The sequence below is a fragment of the Daejeonella sp. genome (genome assembly GCF_049655485.1).
Lineage (GTDB): Bacteria > Bacteroidota > Bacteroidia > Sphingobacteriales > Sphingobacteriaceae > Daejeonella.
In genome coordinates this window covers 1-3,974 of record NZ_JBASJU010000377.1, presented here as the reverse complement: position 1 = coordinate 3,974, position 3,974 = coordinate 1, and the positions used below count along the sequence as shown (strand labels likewise).

Sequence of the window (3,974 nt, the reverse complement as noted above, 5' to 3'; positions counted from 1 at the left end):
CCCTCCTCCCGCCAGATGATTCGTCATTCCGAAGCGCAGCGAGGAAACTTAATTAGGATTCATAGGATGATACGATTCATAAGATGCTGGGCTGAGAGGCTGGGCGCAGGGTTAAACAAAATTATCTGCCCATTTAAAACATTCCCATCAAAAACTCTCTTATAGATATTATTATCAATCACCATTATGACTTTTGAAAATCACACCAGAGGCGAGCATCACGAACAGGACAGGAGTGCGAATGACGCCAGGGCTTTAGCCATGGAAGAAAAAAAAGCAGAAGCAGAAATTTCGCATGACGATGCTCCGCTCCGGCAGGCGGAAAAAACCGGGCATCCTGAGGAAACAGTTGGTTTAATTGGCGGGCAGGCGATAGATGATGAAAGGGGTCTGGACATCAGTCAGTACACTGGCCCGGGATCGAAACCAAGCAGCGAGTTTGAAGACCCGAAAGCTCCTTATCATCCGGGCCCGGGAAGTGGCTTAACCGATAAAGAAGAGGCTGAAAATGCGGAATGGGAGAATCCGGATCCGGGGAACGATTCTTTTTAGAGCCAAGAAGCAAGAACCAAGAACCAAGATCGACGCTTCCAATTTGGACAAGGCTGCCCCAAGAAATGTAATGGGAACTCCTAGGGCAGAAGTTTCGCCGCTTGCTCTGGCGAGCTTACTCCGGGAGCTAGCTCGATTAGTCTGAAGTTTCGGAATTCTAATTCGGCTCCTTCGGCTTCAAGGCAGATATATCCCTTCTTTAACGTTGATTTGCTGATGCCGTTTACAAATTTCCCGTTTACGGAAAGCTTGATTACACCATCCACACAAACAATGTCGTAAGTATTCCATTCGCCCCGGCCTTTAGCACGGTTTTCTATCGATTTACTCCGGTCGCCCCGGGGATTATCGGTGGCTGTCTTGACACTACCCACACCAAACAACTCACCATGAACATAGGCGATTGGCGGCACTACCCCATCGCGGGTATTTAGCTTCACCCAATCTAATTCAAGGATCTGCACTTCCACCCCACTAGGCAGCCGGTTCTCATTGGGCACGGCTGTACTCCAGATAAACACACCAGAATTTCCTCCTGGTTCATTATGCTTCCACTCCAAATGTAATATGAAGTTCTCATATTGTTTCCCCGACCGCACCACTCCAATTGGATTTCCAGTAGTGATAAGCGAACCGTCTTTTTGAACTTTCCAGGTGTCCTTTGAGGTGTTAACATCAAACCATTTCAGGGGAGTACCTTTATCCTTTTTCCCGGAGCTAACGTTATCAAAGCTTATTGCTTTACCAAATTCAAACATTGGTATCTGAGCCAGAAGGGAATCATTGACACATATCAGAAGTATACAAATGGCCCCGACGATTCTTTTAATATTTTTGTTCATATGTAGAGAATTAGGACTTTCTGAGCCATTATTACCTATAAAACCACAAGACTTAGTGGCTTCTTATAACCTCTTTTCATTGTCGCATTGAAGATATAAAATTTATTCCGCTTGGTTGCTCTGACGATATTTTGAGTTAATTTTTTTTTCATATATTGTACTATAAATTATAATTCGAATGGAAAAATACATGAATCTGACATTGATCTGGTTTATCATTGGATTCGCACTTTTCATGCTTGAATTCGCAGTACCAGGTTTCATTTTGTTCTTTTTTGGTATTGCTGCTTGGATCGTTGCGGTTATCACACTTTTCATCGACATCAGTCTGAATCTGCAGCTTATGATCTTTCTGGGAAGCGCGCTGATCACTGTTGCCTTGTTTAGAAAATACTTAAAAGATAAACTGGGGATGTATCGTGAAACCCCCAAATTGTTGGAAGACGAATTTATTGGGAAAGTCGGCTATGCGGAAACTGAAATTTCCCCGGTTAGAAACGGCAAAGTGGATTTTAAGGGCACCAGTTGGGATGCTTCTTCAGCTGACACTATCGCCCCAGGGCAACAGGTACAAATCATAGAAACAAAAAGTATTCTCTTAATTGTAAAACTAATTTAGAACAACATGACATCTTCTACTATCATTTTAATTGTCCTCATTTTATTTGTACTTGTAGCATTCCTATCCACTTTTAAAGTGGTTCCTCAACGATCGGTTTTTATTCTTGAGCGCCTTGGGAAATACAGCCGTTCTTTAGAAGCGGGATTTCATATACTTATTCCATTTATTGATAAAATTGCTTACAAGCAAAATCTGAAAGAGCAGGCTATCGATGTTGCATCGCAAATTTGTATCACAAAAGACAATATTGCAGTTGAAGTAGATGGTATTTTGTACCTGCAGGTGATGGATCCGCAAAAGGCATCCTATGGAATTGATAATTACCGTTTCGCCGTTATTCAGATCTCTCAAACTACCATGAGGAGTGTGATTGGTAAAATGGAACTGGATAAAACTTTTGAGGAACGTGAAACTGTTAATGGTACCATTGTAAGCGCCGTTGATAAAGCCAGCGAGCCTTGGGGTATCAAAGTATCCCGATACGAGGTTAAAAACATCTCTCCTCCGCAAAGCATACGTGATGCGATGGAAAAACAGATGCGTGCTGAACGGGAAAAAAGAGCAATGATCGCAGAATCTGAAGGGGACAAACAAGCTAAAATTAATCGTGCTGAAGGCGATAAGCAAGAAATGATCGCCAGATCGGAGGGTGAAAAACAACGTAAGATTAATGAGGCCAGTGGTACAGCTTCAGAGATTGAAATGGTTGCCATCGCGACAGCGAAAGGAATAACGGAAATAGCAAAATCTATTAATGCCGAAGGTGGAATGAATGCGGTTAACCTTAGGGTTGCGGAACAATACCTGAATGAGTTCGGTAAGCTTGCAAAGACTAACAACACCATGATTGTACCTGCTGATCTTTCTGATATTGCAGGGGTTATTTCGAGTATTACTTCTGTATTAAATAAAACGAGTACTCCGGCTCATACGATAATAACGAAGAAGGACTAGTGCGTTGTACGTCTGCCGGCAGGCAGGTTGTACGTTCTATGATGTACGTTTAAAATTATAAGTTGTAAGTAGGGCGTTGGTAAAGTAAACTGGGGCCGTATTATTTCTGTATCAGATTACTTCTGTATCAGAACTAATACCAACATCATATTTCCGCCAGGTATTTCTCGGCTTTTTTCGTTCTCGATAAGACGATCTTTCTTTGAAGTTTTGTGACGTGCAATTTAAGCTCAGCAATCTCAGAGAGATGGGCAGCATTTCTGGGCGAATCACCAGTCATCATGCTCAATTCGACATATAAGCTCGTAATTCTATGAAAGGCCTTTGACCTTTCCGAAATTAATTTATCTAAACGGGTCATATCATATATACGAAAATTAAAAGCATAAGGTTAGCTTTACGGCGGGAATTTTGCGACTCTTTTTTCTTTCCTCATAAAAACTATAAATTAGTCAAACTCCCGCAAGGTGTTCCCCATATATATTAAATCGATCTCAATGAAATTACGTTTTCCCTACCTGGGTTTGTTTAGCTTCCTGTTTGCATTTGCAGGTATCAGTCCACATTATGTAAGCGCACAGGATCTGTCTGATCAGGTGATCATCCGGCGTACAGCCTATGGAGTGCCGCATATAAAAGCTGATAATATGCAGGCTGCAGGCTTTGCACTGGCCTACGTTCAGCTGGAGGATTACGGACGTGGAATTGTAGACGGAATGGTAAAGGCCCGCGGTGAATGGACGCGGTTTCACGACTTAAATACCGATGAACGGCCCCTGAGTATAGATAGAGATGCTTCAAGTAAAATTCAATATGCACGCGCATTAGAAACTTTTCCGCTTCTTAAAAAAGAGACTCAGGATATTTTGGTAGGTTTTGCGAAGGGAATGAACCGATATATTGAGCGGCATAAAAACGAATTCCCGGAATGGGTCAAACCCGATTTTACAGGTTATGATGTTCATGCCCGTGATGTGGGTTCGATGGAAGGCGGCTCAGTACAG

Annotated in this window: 6 protein-coding genes; 4 read left to right on the top strand and 2 right to left on the bottom strand. The window is 42.5% G+C overall.

The genetic code is table 11. The features are described 5' to 3' along the window. Positions 1-186: 186 nt before the first annotated feature. Positions 187-552, top strand: a complete 366-nt coding sequence (locus WBJ10_RS15550; RefSeq protein ID WP_424291922.1) for a hypothetical protein — start codon at positions 187-189, stop codon at positions 550-552. Positions 553-632: 80 nt separating this feature from the next. Here WBJ10_RS15550 and WBJ10_RS15545 read toward each other — a convergent pair whose 3' ends face one another. Continuing rightward, positions 633-1,394: a 3-keto-disaccharide hydrolase gene (locus WBJ10_RS15545; RefSeq protein WP_424291920.1), complete on the bottom strand. Its 762-nt coding sequence runs from the start codon at positions 1,392-1,394 to the stop codon at positions 633-635. Between the two features lie 178 nt (positions 1,395-1,572). On the opposite strand from WBJ10_RS15545, the gene WBJ10_RS15540 reads away from it, so the two are divergent. Beyond that, positions 1,573-2,013, top strand: a complete 441-nt coding sequence (locus tag WBJ10_RS15540; protein WP_424291918.1) for an NfeD family protein — start codon at positions 1,573-1,575, stop codon at positions 2,011-2,013. A gap of 6 nt (positions 2,014-2,019) precedes the next feature. Next, entirely contained in the window at positions 2,020-2,970 is a 951-nt protein-coding gene (locus WBJ10_RS15535) for an SPFH domain-containing protein (RefSeq protein WP_424291916.1), read from the top strand. Positions 2,971-3,115: 145 nt separating this feature from the next. Here the strand turns inward: WBJ10_RS15535 and WBJ10_RS15530 are convergent, their stop codons facing one another. Beyond that, the gene (locus WBJ10_RS15530) at positions 3,116-3,331 is read right to left on the bottom strand and encodes a hypothetical protein (protein ID WP_424291914.1); all 216 of its coding nucleotides are present in this window, start codon (positions 3,329-3,331) and stop codon (positions 3,116-3,118) included. A gap of 136 nt (positions 3,332-3,467) precedes the next feature. On the opposite strand from WBJ10_RS15530, the gene WBJ10_RS15525 reads away from it, so the two are divergent. Further along, the coding region (locus WBJ10_RS15525; RefSeq protein WP_424291912.1) for a penicillin acylase family protein at positions 3,468-3,974 on the top strand (507 nt) is incomplete at its 3' end.

Bases quoted from the DNA above. Each gene is read 5' to 3' on its own strand.
- WBJ10_RS15545 (WP_424291920.1), bottom strand. From the start codon at position 1,394: ATGAACAAAAATATTAAAAGAATCGTCGGGGCCATTTGTATACTTCTG.
- WBJ10_RS15530 (WP_424291914.1), bottom strand. From the start codon at position 3,331: ATGACCCGTTTAGATAAATTAATTTCGGAAAGGTCAAAGGCCTTTCAT.
- WBJ10_RS15535 (WP_424291916.1), top strand. From the start codon at position 2,020: ATGACATCTTCTACTATCATTTTAATTGTCCTCATTTTATTTGTACTT.
- WBJ10_RS15540 (WP_424291918.1), top strand. From the start codon at position 1,573: ATGGAAAAATACATGAATCTGACATTGATCTGGTTTATCATTGGATTC.
- WBJ10_RS15550 (WP_424291922.1), top strand. From the start codon at position 187: ATGACTTTTGAAAATCACACCAGAGGCGAGCATCACGAACAGGACAGG.